The organism is Neisseria sp. LACPHL-SPEC-2024-00856, from assembly GCF_047915665.1.
Classification (GTDB): Bacteria; Pseudomonadota; Gammaproteobacteria; order Burkholderiales; family Neisseriaceae; genus Neisseria; species Neisseria polysaccharea.
Window position 1 is genome coordinate 1 of sequence record NZ_JBLRPR010000004.1, and the last position, 16,276, is coordinate 16,276.

The window sequence follows — 16,276 nt, forward strand, 5'->3', positions numbered from 1 at the left end:
TGAGGCATTCGGATTCGAGTGGGACGGAGAAGTCGCCTATCAGAGCCGCCGTTACGCCCTGTATGAAGAAACCCTATGCCGTCTGAAAACCGCCGGACTGGTCTATCCCTGCCATTGCAGCCGCAAAGACTGGCAGGCCGGGGCAAGGCGGGGCGCAGACGGGTTCGTCTATAACGGACGTTGCCGCCACCCAGGCCAACGCCCTGCACTGCAAGGCAAACAGCCGGCGTGGCGCATCCGCGTCCCCGACCGCATTATCGGTTTTTCAGACGGCATCGTCGGCAGTTACGCCCAAAACCTCGCCGGCGACATCGGCGATTTCGTCCTGCTTCGTGCAGACGGTTACTGGGCATACCAACTCGCCGTCGTTGCCGACGATGCCGAACAGGGCGTTACCCACATCGTCCGCGGACAAGACCTGCTCGTTTCCACGCCGCGCCAAATCTATTTGCAGCAGTGTTTGGACGTTCCGACACCGCAATATGCCCACCTGCCGCTCCTGACCAACGCACAAGGGCAGAAATGGTCGAAACAGACGCTCGCCCCAGCATTGGATTTAAACCGCCGCGAACAACTCCTCCGCCAAGTGTTCCGTTACCTCAACCTGCCCGAAGCACCGGAAACCGACCGCCCTGCCGAACTGCTCGACTGGGCGGTGGCACACTGGGATATGGACAAAGTGCCGAAACACGCCATTACCGCCCCCTAAACACCGCCCGACAAACGCACAAATGCCGTCTGAAACCTTCAGACGGCATTTCACACATACAGCCCCGCCCTATTCGCGCGTATTTGCCCGCTCAACCTCTTTCCATGCTTCGAGAATCAGGCTGCCGTCGTTGTCTTTCAAGAGCGTTGCATCAGAAAGCATACGCCGCCAAGTGCGAGCGTTTTTCAGACCGTGCATCAGCCCGAGGCTGTGGCGGACGATGTGGCGCAAGATTGTGCCGCGTCCGGCTTGGATTTGGGCTTGACTGTATGTGTAGAGACGCTGCACCAAATCGGCGTATTCAATCGGGCTGCGGGTATCGCCGTAAAACAGCCTGTCCCATTCGCGCATCACCATCGGGTTGTGGTACGCCTCGCGCCCGACCATCACGCCGTCAACGTGTTGCAGGTGTCCGGCAATTGCTTCGTTGGCGGTAATGCCGCCGTTGATGATGATTTCCAGCTCGGGAAACTCCTGCTTAAGACGGTAAACGTAATCGTATTTCAAGGGCGGAACATCGCGGTTTTCTTTGGGGGAAAGTCCGTCCAGCCATGCGTTGCGGGCGTGGACGATAAAGGTTTTGCAGGCGGTTTTGTCACGCAGCGTGCCGACGAAATCGGCAACGGTTTGGTATTCGGTCTGCCTGTCCACACCGATGCGGTGTTTGACGGTAACGGGAATGGCGACCGCGTCCTGCATCGCGTTGAGGCAGTCGGCAACCAGCCCGACTTCGTTCATCAGACACGCGCCGAACGCACCTTTCTGCACGCGCGGACTGGGGCAGCCGCAGTTGAGGTTGACCTCGTTGTAACCGTATGCCTCGGCGGCTTTGGCGGCTTTCGCCAAATCGGACGGGTCGCTGCCGCCCAGTTGCAGGGCGACGGGTTGCTCGCCTTCGTTAAACATCAAAAAGCGGTCTTTGTCGCCGTAAACAATCGCACCGGCATTGACCATTTCGCTATACAGCCAAGTATTGCGGGTAATCTGGCGCGCCATGTAACGGTAGTGCCTGTCCGTCCAGTCGAGCATCGGTGCAACGGAAAGGCGGCGCGGGGGAAGGGTGTGTGTATTGTCGTTCATTGTCGATATTTCATCATTGCGGATTCAATTTCAATCCGGAACAACCTTCATTTTTGGGGAAATCCGCGTCATGAAAGAGTCCAGCAGTATGGTTACCGGCCCGTCGTTGCAGAGCGACACCTGCATATGTGTGCGGAAACGCCCTGTTTCGACATGAATCCCGTGTCCGCGCAACAGTTCTGCCGTATGCAGGTAAAGCCGTTCCGCCTGTTCTGCCGGAGCGGCTTGCGAAAACGACGGCCGCCGCCCGCTTGTCGCGTCGGCATAAAGCGTAAACTGCGACACTAGCAGCACCGCACCCCCGACATCTTTCAAAGACAGGTTCAGCTTGCCCGCTTCGTCTTCAAACACGCGCAAATGGGCGATTTTGTCGGCGATATAGCGTGCGTCTTTTTCTGTGTCGCTATGCGTTACACCGAGCAGCACGACGAATCCGCCGTCGATTTTGCCGCAGGTTTCCGTGCCGTTTTCAGACACGACATCTACCTTCGCGCCCGTCGTTTTCTGTATCACCGCACGCATAAGCCGTCCTCCTTGTCTAAAAGCGGATAATGCCGTCTGAAAAGGCTTCAGACGGCATCGGTATCGAAAATGCCATTACGGTTTGACACCGTTTTCTTCCAAAAGGGCATCGATTTTCAAGCGGGCTTTTTCTTGTTTCAAACCCTGCTCCAATTGGTTTCTGACCAACTCGAAAGGCTGTGCGTCGGGGTTTTTCCCGACCTCGCTGAGTTTGAACAGGTAATAGCGTCCGCCCAATTTGACCGGATCGCGGGTAACGTCGCCCCGATTCATCGCGGCAAACCGGGAAGCCAGCGGCTCGGGAAGCTGCTGCGCCATAATGAAACTGTCAAACGCCTGTTCGTCGTTCGGATAACGCTTCATCAGCCCTTCAAAAGACAGCCCTTTGAGCAGAAGCTGCTGCGCCTGACGCGCCTCATCCTCCGTGGCAAAACCGACCTGCTGCAATTTGATCATGCGGATTTGCCGCTCATAAAACTGACGCAGTTCGCTTTCGGAAACCGTTTCCGAACGTTCCAAAAAGCGGACGTATTCTTGGGCGTAAAAAGACGCTTCGGCGATTTTAAAGCGGTTTTGAACGCCTTGATCCTTATCCAATCCCGCCTGCAATGCCCCGTTTTTCAAAACTTCCAAAGTTTGCAGTTGACGGACAGCATCGTTTCGGATTGCCTGCCCGTCCGGTTTTTGGGACTGCTCCGCATGCCGGTCTGCCTGCTGCATGATCTGCGCCACCAGCGTATCCACCAAAGCCGGGTCGATTTCGGGTGCTTTGGCTGCCGCAAAACCTGCCAACATTGCAGCAATAACTGCGGCAGCGGTTTTTTTCTGTTTCATGGTATTCCCTGTCCTGTACGGCGGCAAAACGCCTGTCTGAACGTCTTGCCGCCGTGTCCCGTTTTCAGATTATTTTGCAGGTTTGATGTCCGCCTTATCCAACAACGCGCCGACGGCACGGTCAATCCGTTCCGCCTGAAGGTTGCCGGCAATCTGTTCCTTCATTTCCTCAAAAGAAGGCACTTTCACATCGCGGCGGTCGTTGACATAATAAACGCCGTAGAAATCGCCGTTTTTCAGCGGCGTTGCCGTAAATTCGCCTTTTTTCAAGTCCTTAATTGCCTGATAAAGCGGCGGAACACCCTGTTCCAAATCTTTCAGCGGCACATATCCGACTGGCGCGCCGGTCTGTTTGGTATGGTCGTTGAGGGAATATTGTTTCAAAACGGCATCGAAACCTTTTTTCGCCTTCAAGTCGGCAACCGCTTTTTTCGCATTTTCTTCCTTGTCGGTCAGGATTTCGCCTAACTGGACTTCCTGCGTACCTTTATAAAAACCGCTGACATTGTCGTAACCGGCTTTTACTTCCTGCTCGGAAACCGGTTGGGTTTTCGCAACGTGCAGCGCGTATGCCCTGCCGTTCAATTCATATTCCACTGCCGACCAGACGGTTTTGAAGGACGGTTTCTTGTCATCGCCCGACTTTTTCGCTTCGGCACGCAATTTGGCCAACGTGTCTTTAAACTCTGCCGACTGGTCGAGTTTCAAACGTTTGACTTCCTGCGCGACCACGGTGTTGACCACTTCGTTTTCCAGCAGGGATTGGCGCAGTTGCGGCGTGTCTTCGGCACGGCTGTTTTCCGCACGGAATGCGGCAACCTGCGCATCGATGACGGAACTGTCGATTTTTTGACCGTTGACGGTTGCCAGTGTTTGGGCAAACAGGCTGCCTGAACAGGCAAGCAGTGCAACGGAAGTCAGGATTTTTGCTTTCATAATCTTCTCTCTTTAAATTTTAAATTGAAATGTTCGGGCAGACTTCATTCAGTCCGCCGTATGGAAATACTCGTCAGGGGCAGCCGCCCGGATGCCGAGCGCGTGAATCATGCCGTCTGCAAACAAATCTTTGAGCAGCGATTTGACCGTTTTCTGGCGGTTCAGGCGGCTTACGCCTTCAAAACGGCCGCTGACGACCAAAACAGCATAATGTCCGCCGCCAGTATTGCCCGCGTGTCCTTTGTGCAGATGGCTCTCATCGCCGATTTCCAACACCAGAGGATCGAGCGTCTGCAGGCGTTCGCGGATCAAATCGACGGCCGGCATTATTTGAACACCGCTTTAAACGGTTTAATCAGCACTTCGCTATACACGCCTGCATGAACATAGGGATCGTCTTCCGCCCAAGCCTGCGCCGCATCCAAAGACTCGAACTGCGCCACAATCAGACTGCCCGAAACACGTTCGGGATTGTCCGGCAGCGGGTTTGGGCCTGCCGTCAGCAGCCGGCCTTCCGATTTCAGCGTTTCCAGCCGTTTGAGGTGTTCGGGACGTGCCGCCATACGTGCTTCATGCACATTCTCCCCGTCTGTTGCCAGCAACATAAAATATTCCACAGTCAATCCTCCTTTTTCAGATAGGTACTCAGATAAATACCCTGAATAATAAAGAAAACAAGCATCAGCGCAGTCGAACCGAACATCTTATAGTTGACCCACTGCGACTCGAACCGGGTAAACACAAACCAGTTGGCAATTCCCATAAAAATCAGGAAACCGACCCACATATAAGTCAATTTCGCCCATACGGCATCCGGAAGCTGAATCTCTCTGCCGAGACCCGCCTTCAAGCCGTTTTTACCCGCAAGGTGGCTGCCCAGCAGGAATAATGCCCCGCACCAGAACAATACTGTCGGCTTCCACATAATGAAGCGGCTGTCGCCCAAAACGACGGTTGCGCCGCCGAATACGACAATCAGCACCAGTCCGACCCACTGCATCGTATCCAGCTTTTTATATTTCCAATACAGAAAAGCCGCCTGAACCACACCGGCAACCAAGGCAACCGCCGTTGCGGTAATCATGTTTTTAGTAACGGTATAAGTAGCGAAAAACAGGATGACGGATAAAAGGTCGCTGACAAATTTCATATCCAAATGAGAAAGCAAATCAAATAAACGCTAATCATACAGGCAGAACCCTATTTTTGCACCTGCAAAGCCAACAAATTTTGTTTTGATTAATGAAAATATGCACAGATGTTTTTGAAAAAAGATGGAGATATGTCATAATTTGTAAAATTGGCTTTAAAATACAGCTTCGGCTGGGACCTCTGCCTATCCGCACCCTATCGTCCGTATTGCCGATGCCTGATGACGAAATTTACAGACTGTACGCGGTCAAACCGTATTCAGCCGCCAACCCACAGGGGATACATCTTGAAAAACAACAGACAAATCAAACTGATTGCCGCCTCCGTCGCACTTGCCGCATCCTTTCAGGCACATGCGGGACTGGGCGGACTGAATATCCAGTCCAACCTTGACGAACCCTTTTCCGGCAGCATTACCGTAACCGGCGAAGAAGCCAAAGCCCTGCTAGGCGGCGGCAGCGTTACCGTTTCCGAAAAAGGCCTGACCGCCAAAGTCCACAAGTTGGGCGACAAAGCCGTCATTGCCGTTTCTTCCGCACAGGCAGTCCGCGATCCCGTCCTGGTGTTCCGCATCGGTGCAGGCGCGCAGGTACGCGAATACACCGCCATCCTCGATCCTGTCGGCTACTCGCCCAAAACCAAATCTGCACTTTCAGACGGCAAGACACACCGCAAAACCGATAAAAAAGACAGCGCGAACGCAGCCGTCAAACCGGCGCACAACGGCAAAACCCATACCGTCCGCAAAGGCGAAACGGTCAAACAGATTGCCGCCGCCATCCGTCCGAAACACCTGACGCTCGAACAGGTTGCCGATGCGCTGCTGAAGGCAAACCCAAATGTTTCCGCACACGGCAGACTGCGTGCGGGCAGCGTGCTTCACATTCCGAATCTGAACAGGATCAAAGCGGCAGCACCCAAAAAAAATCAAAGCGGAACAACCCAAGCCGCAAACGGCGAAACCCAAAACCGAAACCGCATCCATGCCGTCTGAACCGTCCAAACAGGCAATGGTAGAGAAACCGATAGAGAAACCTGTCGAAAAACCGGTTGAAAAACCTGAAGCAAAAGTTGCCGCGCCCGAAGCAAAAGCGGAAAAACCGGCCGTTCGACCCGAACCCAAACCCACAGTGTCCGAAACTCCGGCTTCGGCGACAGAACGCCAACCCGAACCTGTACCCGCTGCAAATACTGCCGCATCGGAAACTGCTGCCGAATCAGCCCCCCAAGAAGCCGCCGCTTCTGCCATCGACACGCCGACCGACGAAATCGGCAACGCCGTTTCCGAACCTGTTGCGGAAACAGCCAGTGAAGTTGCCGCCGAACCCGTTGCCGAACCTGTCGAACAGGTTCCTGCCGAAGAAGAAACCGAAAGCGGACTGTTTGACGGTCTGTTCGACGGTTCGTACACCTTGCTACTTGCCGGCGGAGGCGCGGCATTGATTGCCCTGCTGCTGCTTTTGCGCCTTGCCCAATCCAAACGCGCGCGCCGTACCGAAGAATCCGTCCCTGAAGAAGAGCTTGACCTTGACGACGCGGCAGACGACGGCATAGAAATCACCTTTGCCGAAGTCGAAACTCCGGCAACGCCCGAACCCGCTCCGAAAAACGATGTAAACGACACACTTGCCTTAGGTGGGGAATCTGAAGAAGAGTTATCGGCAAAACAAACGTTCGATGTCGAAACCGATACGCCTTCCAACCGCATCGACTTGGATTTCGACAGCCTGGCAGCCGCGCAAAACGGCATTTTGTCCGGCGCACTTACGCAGGATGAAGAAACCCAAAAACGCGCGGATGCCGATTGGAACAAAATCGAATCCACAGACAGCGTGTACGAGCCCGAGACCTTCAACCCGTACAACCCTGTCAAAATCGTCATCGACACGCCCAAACCGGAATCTGTCGCCCAAACTGCCGAAAACAAACCGGAAACCGTCGATACCGATTTCTACAACAACCTGTTCTCAAACAACCATATCGGCACAGAAGAAACAGCTTCCGCAAAACCTGCCTCACCCTCCGGACTGGCAGGCTTCCTGAAGGCTTCCTCGCCCGAAACCATCTTGGAAAAAACAGTTGCCGAAGTCCAAACACCGGAAGAGTTGCACGATTTCCTGAAAGTGTACGAAACCGATGCCGTCGCGGAAACTGCGCCTGAAACGCCCGATTTCAACGACACCGCAGACGATTTGTCCGCACTGTTGCAACCTGCCGAAGCACCGGCTGTTGAGGAAAATGTAACGGAAACTGTTGCCGAAACGTCCGACTTCCACACCGCCGCAGACGATTTGTCCGCATTGCTTCAACCTGCCGAAGCACCGGCCGTTGAGGAAAATGTAACGGAAACCGTTGCCGATGATTTGTCCGCGCTGCTGCAACCGTTTGAAACGCCTGACGTTGGGGAAACCGCAGCAGAAACCGTTGCCGAAATACCTGATTTCAACGCCACCGCAGACGATTTGTCCGCATTGCTTCAGCCTTCTGAAGCACCGGCTGTTGGAGAAAAAGCAGAGGAAACCATTGATAAAACGCCCGACTTCCACACCGTTGCCGACGATTTGTCCGCGCTGCTGCAACCTGCTGAAGCACCGGCCGTTGAGGAAAAAACAGAGGAAATCACTTTGGAAACACCTGATTCCAACACCTCTGAGGCAGACGCTTTGCCTGACTTCCTGAAAGACGGCGAGGAGGAAACGGTAGATTGGAGCATCTCCCTCTCGGAAGAAAATATCCCAAATAATGCAGATACCGGTTTCACTTCGGAATCTGTGGGTTCTGACGCACCGTCCGAAGCGAAATACGACCTTGCCAAAATGTATCTCGAAATCGGCGACCGCGATGCCGCTGCCGAGACAGTGCAGGAATTGCTGGAAGAAGCGGAAGGCGACGTACTCAAACGTGCCCAAACATTGGCGCAGGAATTGGGTATTTGATTCCCAACTGCCCTTTCGCAAATCAAGGATGCCGTTTCAGACGGCATCTTTTTTTGCCTTATCGGTGTAACGGATAAAGTTTGACCCGGCACAGGCTCAAACAGCAAACCGCCGACAACAAAATGCCGTCTGAACCCCCTAAAGGCTTCAGACGGCATTGGCGGCGGCGGTATCAGGCAGTTTGATAGGCAACCGAATCGTCGCCGCTTTTCTTTTGAATGAACTCGATTTTGTATCTGTCTGGGTCTTCGACGAAGGCTATCACGGTTGTGCCGTGTTTCATCGGGCCGGCTTCGCGGACGACGTTTCCGCCCTGCCGCTTCACACGTTCGCAGGCTTCGTAGGCATCGTCCACTTCAACCGCGATGTGTCCGTAGGCATTGCCCAAGTCGTATCGTTCCGTATCCCAGTTGTGCGTCAGTTCCAAAACCGTGCTGTCGGTTTCATCGCCGTAACCGACGAAGGCAAGGGTAAATCTGCCTTCGGGATAGTCTTTTCGGCGGAGCAGTTTCATGCCCAAAACGTTTTGGTAGAAATCGAGGGATTTTTCGAGATTGCCCACGCGGAGCATAGTATGGAGTAAGCGCATTTTTGTGTTCCTCTCGGTAGTGGTTAAACTTCGATTTTGTTTGGCGTAAACGTCTGCCATTTGTTGCAGGCAGGACAATGCCAGAAAAAGACTTGGGATTTGAAGTGGCAGTTGCGGCAACGGTACATCACGCTGCGCTGTAGCTGCCGTCCGATAACCGAACGCATCATATCGGCATCGGCTTTCCAAGCCGGATCCATATCGCTGATTCTTAAACCGAGCAGGCGGTAAACACCGTTCAAGTCCGGTTTGCGCCGAACAAGCTCGATAGCAGTTTGTGCAGCCTCTTTCTCCCCCCTGAGCAATAAGGATTTCTCGTACACGACGTTAATCAAATCAAGTTCCGGGAAGGTCTGCATATACCCTATCAGGCGATTTAATCCTTCTTCAGGCTTTCCTTGCGCCGCATAAGCGTCATAAAGTTTCTCTCCGACCATGCTCAAATAGGCATGATTTTGCTGCTCGATGGCGGCATACGCTTCAACCGATGCAGGAAAATTGCCCTGCCTGTATTCAATGTCGCCTAAAATCATATTGGCACGGGTACATCTTTTGTTGGCCTCAAGGGCTTTACCGACATTAAAACGTGCAACATCAAAATTGGACTTAAACAATGAAGCCTGTGCAAGTTCGCAATAAAACTGTGCGATTTCAAACTGATATGTCTGTTCGTCGTGACTGAGAAGTTGGGCGGTTTCAATCGCTTTTTCCCAATCCCTGTCCTGCTGGTAGATATTGAGCAGGTGCTGTCTGGCTTCACGCGCCATTTCACCGTCTTGCAGACTGAGGAAAATCTGTTCGGCACGATCAACCAACCCCGCACTTTGATAGTTTTGCGCCAATTCAAACAACACGCGCGCACGCTTGGCTCCGGTTGTATCGGGAGAGTCAAGCAATGTTTGGTGCATATTGATGGCTTTGTCGTTTTCGCCACGCTGACGGTAAAGCTTGCCTAGGGTGAGGTTCAGGTCGTATGACTGAGGCTGCTGATCGATGACCTCTGCCAATTCCCTGGCGGCACGTCCGCTGTTGCGGTCAACCAGTGCATCCAGACTTTTATAAAATCCCGACGGTATGCTTTTTGCCTGCTTTAATACAGTCTTCATATCCACGCGGGCGGCAAACCAGCCCATCGCGAAGAAAACGGGCAAAAGGATAATCGGCAGCAGGATAATCCACAATTCATTGTCCATATCGGCTTTCTCAAGGCTGTTTGGCAGATTCGGGCGCATTTTGCGCCGGTGGTGCGGTCAGCTCCTTCCCCGTCAAACGCGCACTTTTCTTCACTTCCGCACGCAGGCGGCTGTTTTCGCCGCGCAAGGACAGCAGCCGCCCGAACAGGGCAAACATTCCGAACACGATGCCGACGACAAACGCGCCGAACAATACGACAATCAGCGGCAAATCGACTTTCTGTCCGGGCAGGTAGGAGAAGGTAACGGCATCCGTATTAATGACGGCAAGCAGCAGGAAGAACAGCAGGATAATGATTTTGATGAAGGTATAGATAAGTTTCATATGTGTTCCGCAGGTAAGACAGACGGGCTGCGCGCCCAAACGGTACGGCAGCCGGATTGTGCAAGTTTAAACGATTTGGACGCTTCCGGATAGGGAAGCCGCTGACACGGGCAGGCCGCAATGCTAAAATATGCAAAGACAAACTCCCCGCGCCGATACAAAAATGCCATGCAACCAATCAACCAATCAACCAATCAACCAATCAACCAATCAATCAATCAATCAATCAATCAACAAAATTGTAGGCTTTGCCCGAACCTGCCGCAAGCCTGACGAAGTATTTGATTTTCTCACGCGCCACGCCGTCCCCTTCTCCCCCATCGGGGGAATGACCAACCAAAATATCCTGCTGGATCTGCCCGGCGGGAAATTCGTCCTGCGCCTGCCCCATTCCGCCCGCGCCGCCTTGATCGACCGGAGGCACGAGGCGTTCAACAATGATTTGGCGTACCGCGCCGGTTTGAATGTGGAAACGCCCGTTTTGGATGTACAAAGCGGCGTAAAGCTGACGCGTTATCTGGAAAATGCCGCGCCCTTAAATCAAACGCAACTGCAAGACGGACGCTGCCTGCGCCTGATTGCGGGCAACCTGCGCCGGCTGCACGGCGGAAACTTCGCCTTCCGCAACACATTCAATGCCTTTGACGCATTCCGCCGGTATTTTTCCTTATTGCAGGACAAGGATTTGTTCCTGAAGGCGGACGCGCGTATGGACAGGCTCGCGGATGCTTTTTGGCGGCTGGAAGGCGTATGCCGGAAACTGCCCCTGCGCCCGTGCCACAATGATTTGGTACCGGAAAATATGCTGTTGCAGGGGGAGGGGCTGTTTTTTATCGATTGGGAGTATTCGGGTATGAACGACCCCTTGTTCGACCTTGCCGCCGTTATCGAGGAGGGGCGGATGCCGTCTGAAGCGGCAGACTGCCTGCTGGAAGCCTATTTTGCCGGCGGGGCTTCAGACGGCATTTCGGCGCGGGACGCGGCGGCGCGCCTGACCATCCACCGTTTTTGCCAAAACGTGCTGTGGTTTTTGTGGACGAAGGTTAAAGAGGAACAGGGCGAAGATTTCGGCGGTTATGCGGCACGGCGGCTGGCGGCGGCGTTTGAACTGTCGGCGGTGCTGCCGTGATGCGCGGCTATCTGTTCGGAGCGGTCTCGGCGGTATTTTGGGCAGCTTCCGGCCTGTTGTTCGACCGTTTGCCGTTTGCGCGCGGCGCGGCATTCGGACAGATGGTTTTTTTGCTGTTTTTGATTGATTTGTGTTCTTTGTCGGCAGTGTGGGCGGGCTTGGGGAGCGGCGGGCGACCGGGGTTTCGCGGCGTTTTTTGGCGGCCCGTGTTGTCGGGACTGCTCGGCGGGCCGGTCGGAATGTCGGCATACCTTTTGGGCATCCATTACCTGACGGTATATTACGCCGCGCCTTTATCGTCCCTGTTCCCCGTATTGGCGGCGGCTTTGTCGGCTTGGTTTTTAAAGGAACGCACAGGGACGGCGGCGCGTGCCGGTTTCGCGCTGGCGGTACTCGCTTCGGCAGGCTTGGCTGCGGATGCGGGCGGACGGGGCGGACTGAACGCTTTGGGGCTGGTTTGTATCGCGGTGTGCGTTTCGGGCTGGTCGCTCGAGGTTGTTTTGTCTGCCCGGACGATGCGTACGCTCTCCGGCCTTCAGGTTTATTGTTTGCGCCTGTGCGGATCGGTATGCGGCTACCTGCTGATTCTCGTTTTCCTGTCTGCCCGGGGGTTTTCTTTAAACCCCTCCGATTTTCACGACGCGCGCATCATCGGCATCATTGCCTTCGGCGCGTTGTCTTATGCCTGTTATTATCAGGCGATTTATCTGTTGAAACCCCTCAAGGCGATGGCTTTGAACATTACCTACCCTGTTTGGGCGATGGTTTTGGGGTTCTTCGTTTACCGCCACCCGGTTCCGCCGTCCGCCATAATATGGGCGGTTTTGTTGGGAACCGGCGCGGCATTGAGCCTGTATGGGCGGGAAGGTGAAATATGTTTCAACACACAGGACGACACATAATAGCGTCGCCCTATATGTTGCCCTGATTGGGAAGGGGTTGCGCCCCTCCCAAATAAAGTCTGATCCTGCCTCCCTAAAGGGCGGGGTTTCAACCGAAAAGGAAATACGATGAATGCCATTATTTTGGCGGCGGGGCTGGGCAGCCGCTTTAAAGAAATGACGCAAACCGTCCACAAAGCCCTTTTGGACATCTGCGGCACGCCCAACCTCGAAAGGACGCTGTCCTTCCTGCGCGAAGCCGGCATAAGCAATATCGCCGTCGTAACCGGCCATTTGCACCGGCAATTCGATTATCTTCAAGAAAAATACGGCTGTGTTTTGATTCACAACGAAAAATATCGGGAATACAACAGCATCTATTCCTTTTCGCTGGCGTGTGATTTTTTCAACGGCTGCTACGTCGTCGATGCCGACGTGGTGCTCGGACGCAATATTTTTTTAAACCGCCCGCGGCACAGCACCTATTTCACCGTCGTCCGCGCCCGCACGCACAACGAATGGCTGCCTGTTTCAGACGACACCGGACGGGTCGTCCGCATCGACATCGGTTCCCAACCCCGCCCCAGCCTGTCGGGCGTGTCTTACTGGACGGCGGAAGACTGCCGCACCATCTTAAACCTGCTTGGGGCATACGCCGGCGCGGAACGCTTGGAAAACCCCAAACTCTATTGGGACAACATCCCGATGGAACACCTCGGCAAACTGGACATCCGCACCGAGCTGCTCGGCAGCGGCGACATATTTGAAATGGACGACCAAGAAGACTACCGCGCCATCTTACGGCAACTCTCCCCCCTTAAAGAGCGGCAATGCCCCGACGCGCAAGGCGGTGCATAAAACGCGCCTCTGCCGTATTGCCCGACGGGTTTGCCGCTGCGGCCGGCGGCGTTTCAACCGGAAAGGAATTTAGATGAAAAAACTGACACTCAGGGAACAACAGCTTGTCTGCCTCGACATTTTGGACGATTTCCACACCCTGTGCGAACGGCACGGCATCCGCTATTCGCTCGGCGGCGGCACACTGATCGGCGCGATACGCCACCAAGGCTTTATCCCTTGGGACGACGACATCGACGTTTATATGCACTTCGACGAATACCAAAAATTTGTCGATGCTTGGCAAAAAACCGCGCACCCGCACTATTTTTTGGAAACCATCGAAGACATACGCGCCCGGCACAGCGGCGAAATGGCAAAAATCTTCGATCCCCGTGCGGAACTCATCGACGCATACGGCAAAAAAAGCCCTTTATTTATCGACATTTTCATTTATGACGGCGTACCTGACGAACCAAAAACCATTTTCCGTATGATGAAAAGACACCGCCGCATCAAGCTGCGTTTTTCTTCCTGCAAAAAAAGGTGGCTGAGGGCAAAAGAAGGCAGCCTGAAACACAAAATTTTTGCCGTTTTAAGTCGTTTCCTGTTTGACAAAATGACAAAAAACCTTCAGCAATTTCGAGCCGCCTATCCCATTCGGGAATGCGGTTTCATCGGCTTGGTTTTGTCCGATTACGGCGGCTGGCGGAAATCCTATATGCCCAAAAAATATTTCGACAGCATCGTCTATAAAACATTCGAGGGCAGGCAGTTTCAAGTGATGAACGGCTACCACGAACACCTGACGCAATATTACGGCGACTATATGCGGCTGCCGCCCGAAGAAGAACAGAAACCGCACCATACGTCCGAAGCATACCTGTTGTCCGAATGAGCGCGGGCGGCGGGCAGATTGTCATCCGTCCCCGATACGGATTAAAATGTCCGAATACATATCCGAACAAGAAAGGCTTTACATCATGAGCAGACCCGTACCCGCCGTATTCGGCAGCGTTTTTCACAGTCAAATGCCCGTCCTCGCCTACCGCGAAGGCAAATGGCAGCCGACCGAATGGCAATCTTCCCAAGACCTCTCCCTCGCACCGGGCGCGCACGCCCTGCACTACGGCAGCGAATGCTTTGAAGGTTTGAAGGCCTTCCGTCAGGCAGACGGCAAAATCGTGCTGTTCCGTCCGACTGCCAATATCGCGCGCATGCAGCAAAGTGCGGACATTTTGCACCTGCCGCGCCCCGAAACCCAAGCTTATCTAGATGCTTTGGTTGAATTGGTTAAACGCGCTGCCGATGAAATTCCCGATGCGCCTGCCGCGCTGTACCTGCGCCCGACCTTAATCGGTACCGATCCCGTTATCGGCAAGGCCGGCTCTCCTTCCGAAACCGCTCTGCTGTATATTTTGGCTTCTCCCGTCGGCGACTATTTCAAAGTCGGATCGCCCGTCAAAATTTTGGTGGAAACCGAACACATCCGCTGCGCCCCGCATATGGGACGCGTCAAATGCGGCGGCAACTACGCTTCCGCCATGCACTGGGTGCTGAAGGCGAAAGCCGAATACGGCGCAAATCAGGTTCTGTTCTGCCCGAACGGCGACGTACAAGAAACCGGCGCGTCCAACTTTATCCTGATTAACGGCGATGAAATCATTACCAAACCGCTGACCGACGAATTTTTGCACGGCGTAACCCGCGATTCCGTACTGACGGTTGCCAAAGATTTGGGCTATACCGTCAGCGAACGCAATTTCACGGTTGACGAACTCAAAGCTGCGGTGGAAAACGGTGCGGAGGCGATTCTGACCGGTACGGCAGCCGTCATCTCGCCCGTTACTTCCTTCGTCATCGGCGGCAAAGAAATCGAAGTGAAAAGCCAAGAACGCGGCTATGCCATCCGTAAGGCGATTACCGACATCCAGTATGGTTTGGCGGAAGACAAATACGGCTGGCTGGTTGAAGTGTGCTGATGCTTTAAATAAAAAATGCCGTCTGAAACCCGTTTGGCGTTTCAGACGGCATTTTCGCATCCGAACCGTTTTCGCTGCACCTGCAGCAAGTCGGCACAAAGGCAATCGGTTAAAACAAGCGTCCGCATTTCCCATCCCGCCTGCCGTAAGTCGGGCATTTCCCTAGAAATACGCTTCAGACGGCAAAACGCCGCCCGAAACCGATATGCGGCACGGACGGCGCACGGATTTGAAAACGGCGGATTATCCCTCGGTGCTCAAGGCATTGATGCTGTAACCGCCGTCAACGTAAGTGATTTCGCCGGTAATGCCGGACGACAGGTCGGACAGCAGGAAGGCGGCGGTATTGCCGACTTCTTCGATGGTAACGTTGCGGCGCAGCGGATTGTGGGCGGCGACGTGTCCCAAGAGTTTGCCGAAATCGGCGATGCCGGAGGCGGCAAGCGTTTTGATCGGGCCGGCGGAAATGCCGTTGCAGCGGATGCCTTCTTTGCCCAAGCAGGCGGCGGTAAAGCGGATGCCTGCCTCAAGGCTGGCTTTTGCCATACCCATCACGTTGTAGTTCGGAATCGCGCGTACCGCGCCCAAGTAGCTCAGGGCGACGATGGCGGAATTTCTGCCGCGCATCATCGGACGGGCGGCTTTTGCCAATGCGGGCAGGCTGTATGCGGAAATTTCGTGTGCGGTGTTGAACGCTTCGCGGCTGATGCTGTCGAGGAAATCGCCGCTCAAGGCTTCTTTCGGCGCGAAGCCGATGGAATGCACCAAACCGTCCAAGCCGTCCCAATGTTTGCCCAAATCGGCGAACACTTGGTTGATTTCGTCGTCGCTGGCGACATCGCAGCGGAATACGAGTTCGGAATCCAATTCCGCCGCCATTTTGCGGACGCGCTCTTCCAGTTTGTCCACAACGTAGGTAAACGCCAGTTCCGCGCCCTGTTCGCGGCAGGCTTTGGCGATGCCGTAAGCGATGGAACGCTCGGAAATCATGCCGGTAATCAGAATTTTTTTGCCTTGCAGAAAACCCATTTTGTATCCTTCAAATAGTGTTCGGTTCGTTCTAAACCGTTGATTATAGCAAATTGTCCCTGTTTCTGTGTTTTCACGTTGCAGCGTGCAGACGGCAATGCCGTCTGAAGCGGATTTCAGACGGCATCGGACGTTTCAAATA

The 16,276-nt window shown here is 54.1% G+C and carries 19 protein-coding genes; 8 read left to right on the plus strand and 11 right to left on the minus strand.

Features of this window, described 5'->3' with window-relative positions:
• A partial coding sequence (gene gluQRS / locus ACNAU7_RS04710) for a tRNA glutamyl-Q(34) synthetase GluQRS (protein ID WP_416301092.1) occupies positions 1–709 on the plus strand: 709 nt, incomplete at its 5' end.
• 69 nt (positions 710–778) lie between these two features.
• On the opposite strand, the gene dusA is transcribed toward gluQRS, so the two are convergent.
• The 7 genes from dusA to ACNAU7_RS04745 all read right to left on the minus strand — a co-directional run bounded on the left by dusA (position 779) and on the right by ACNAU7_RS04745 (position 5,231).
• Positions 779–1,789 (minus strand): tRNA dihydrouridine(20/20a) synthase DusA, encoded by a 1,011-nt coding sequence (dusA, locus tag ACNAU7_RS04715; RefSeq protein WP_416301094.1) that lies wholly within the window; start codon positions 1,787–1,789, stop codon positions 779–781.
• Positions 1,790–1,819: 30 nt separating this feature from the next.
• Positions 1,820–2,311 carry a D-aminoacyl-tRNA deacylase gene (gene dtd, locus ACNAU7_RS04720; RefSeq protein WP_416301096.1) on the minus strand — a complete coding sequence of 164 codons (492 nt, stop codon included), beginning with the start codon at positions 2,309–2,311 and terminating at the stop codon, positions 1,820–1,822.
• Positions 2,312–2,386: 75 nt separating this feature from the next.
• A complete protein-coding gene (locus ACNAU7_RS04725; RefSeq protein ID WP_416301098.1) occupies positions 2,387–3,145 on the minus strand; it encodes a peptidyl-prolyl cis-trans isomerase in 759 nt (252 codons plus the stop codon).
• A gap of 69 nt (positions 3,146–3,214) precedes the next feature.
• The gene (locus tag ACNAU7_RS04730) at positions 3,215–4,081 is read right to left on the minus strand and encodes a peptidyl-prolyl cis-trans isomerase (RefSeq protein WP_416301100.1); all 867 of its coding nucleotides are present in this window, start codon (positions 4,079–4,081) and stop codon (positions 3,215–3,217) included.
• 48 nt (positions 4,082–4,129) lie between these two features.
• The gene (locus ACNAU7_RS04735) at positions 4,130–4,408 is read right to left on the minus strand and encodes a BolA family protein (protein WP_025458290.1); all 279 of its coding nucleotides are present in this window, start codon (positions 4,406–4,408) and stop codon (positions 4,130–4,132) included.
• Positions 4,408–4,698 (minus strand): YciI family protein, encoded by a 291-nt coding sequence (locus ACNAU7_RS04740; RefSeq protein ID WP_025458291.1) that lies wholly within the window; start codon positions 4,696–4,698, stop codon positions 4,408–4,410. Before ACNAU7_RS04740 ends, ACNAU7_RS04735 begins: the two co-directional genes overlap by 1 nt.
• 2 nt (positions 4,699–4,700) lie before the next feature.
• Complete coding sequence (locus ACNAU7_RS04745; RefSeq protein ID WP_416301103.1) at positions 4,701–5,231, minus strand: septation protein A; 531 nt, start codon at positions 5,229–5,231, stop codon at positions 4,701–4,703.
• A 288-nt stretch (positions 5,232–5,519) separates the two neighbouring features.
• Between ACNAU7_RS04745 and ACNAU7_RS04750 the strand changes: the two genes are divergently transcribed.
• Both ACNAU7_RS04750 and tspA read left to right on the plus strand, forming a co-directional pair.
• The gene (locus tag ACNAU7_RS04750) at positions 5,520–6,227 is read left to right on the plus strand and encodes a FimV family protein (protein ID WP_416301105.1); all 708 of its coding nucleotides are present in this window, start codon (positions 5,520–5,522) and stop codon (positions 6,225–6,227) included.
• Positions 6,217–8,169: a FimV/HubP family polar landmark-like protein TspA gene (gene tspA, locus ACNAU7_RS04755; RefSeq protein ID WP_416301107.1), complete on the plus strand. Its 1,953-nt coding sequence runs from the start codon at positions 6,217–6,219 to the stop codon at positions 8,167–8,169. The genes ACNAU7_RS04750 and tspA overlap by 11 nt, the downstream gene beginning before the upstream one ends.
• Positions 8,170–8,341: 172 nt before the next feature.
• Here tspA and gloA read toward each other — a convergent pair whose 3' ends face one another.
• The 3 genes from gloA to ACNAU7_RS04770 are packed head-to-tail and all read right to left on the minus strand — an operon-like array spanning position 8,342 to position 10,276.
• On the minus strand, positions 8,342–8,758 hold the full coding sequence (gene gloA, locus ACNAU7_RS04760; protein ID WP_416301110.1) for a lactoylglutathione lyase: 417 nt from the start codon (positions 8,756–8,758) through the stop codon (positions 8,342–8,344).
• Positions 8,759–8,781: 23 nt separating this feature from the next.
• The gene (gene lapB, locus ACNAU7_RS04765; RefSeq protein WP_416301376.1) at positions 8,782–9,951 is read right to left on the minus strand and encodes a lipopolysaccharide assembly protein LapB; all 1,170 of its coding nucleotides are present in this window, start codon (positions 9,949–9,951) and stop codon (positions 8,782–8,784) included.
• A gap of 10 nt (positions 9,952–9,961) precedes the next feature.
• Positions 9,962–10,276: a LapA family protein gene (locus tag ACNAU7_RS04770; protein ID WP_416301112.1), complete on the minus strand. Its 315-nt coding sequence runs from the start codon at positions 10,274–10,276 to the stop codon at positions 9,962–9,964.
• A 130-nt stretch (positions 10,277–10,406) separates the two neighbouring features.
• Between ACNAU7_RS04770 and ACNAU7_RS04775 the strand changes: the two genes are divergently transcribed.
• The 5 genes from ACNAU7_RS04775 (at position 10,407) to ilvE (ending at position 15,105) form a co-directional block, all read left to right on the plus strand.
• Positions 10,407–11,405 carry a phosphotransferase gene (locus tag ACNAU7_RS04775; RefSeq protein WP_416301114.1) on the plus strand — a complete coding sequence of 333 codons (999 nt, stop codon included), beginning with the start codon at positions 10,407–10,409 and terminating at the stop codon, positions 11,403–11,405.
• Entirely contained in the window at positions 11,405–12,307 is a 903-nt protein-coding gene (locus tag ACNAU7_RS04780; protein ID WP_416301116.1) for a DMT family transporter, read from the plus strand. Before ACNAU7_RS04775 ends, ACNAU7_RS04780 begins: the two co-directional genes overlap by 1 nt.
• Before the next feature lie 108 nt (positions 12,308–12,415).
• Positions 12,416–13,144 carry an NTP transferase domain-containing protein gene (locus tag ACNAU7_RS04785; protein ID WP_416301118.1) on the plus strand — a complete coding sequence of 243 codons (729 nt, stop codon included), beginning with the start codon at positions 12,416–12,418 and terminating at the stop codon, positions 13,142–13,144.
• A 73-nt stretch (positions 13,145–13,217) separates the two neighbouring features.
• Positions 13,218–14,021: a LicD family protein gene (locus ACNAU7_RS04790; protein WP_416301120.1), complete on the plus strand. Its 804-nt coding sequence runs from the start codon at positions 13,218–13,220 to the stop codon at positions 14,019–14,021.
• Positions 14,022–14,106: 85 nt separating this feature from the next.
• Positions 14,107–15,105, plus strand: coding sequence for a branched-chain-amino-acid transaminase (ilvE, locus tag ACNAU7_RS04795; RefSeq protein WP_196979304.1), 999 nt, complete (start codon positions 14,107–14,109; stop codon positions 15,103–15,105).
• A 243-nt stretch (positions 15,106–15,348) separates the two neighbouring features.
• Here the strand turns inward: ilvE and fabI are convergent, their stop codons facing one another.
• A complete protein-coding gene (fabI, locus tag ACNAU7_RS04800; protein WP_002223367.1) occupies positions 15,349–16,134 on the minus strand; it encodes an enoyl-ACP reductase FabI in 786 nt (261 codons plus the stop codon).
• Between the last annotated feature and the right edge of the window lie 142 nt (positions 16,135–16,276).